This window comes from Roseibium sp. RKSG952 (assembly GCF_009711355.1).
Map to the genome: position 1 here is coordinate 1 of NZ_SMMF01000053.1, position 227 is coordinate 227.

General features: G+C 44.5%; 1 protein-coding gene. It reads left to right on the forward strand.

Annotated elements, in window-relative coordinates; translation table 11 throughout:
* Positions 1–42: 42 nt before the first annotated feature.
* Positions 43–227, forward strand: a 185-nt coding sequence (locus tag E1297_RS00120; protein ID WP_155132488.1) for a DUF2218 domain-containing protein, incomplete at its 3' end; no start/stop codon positions are given.

A 227-nucleotide genomic window follows, 5' to 3' on the forward strand; every position in this document is an offset into this window, starting at 1 on the left:
TTAACTGTCCGCTTGGTTGACGTTTAAGGAAAATTCTGGAATTTGCATGTTCAGCGTGCCCTGGTGGCCGCTGTTTTGATTATTCCACTTTACAATCCGAGCCTTCCAGACATAATCAATACAACAGCCACAGCAAATACCAATTCGGCTTCAAAATATCTTCAGCAATCGTGCAAGCATTTTGCCCATAAGGTACCAGCAACCTGCAATACGACCCATGGTGAGGT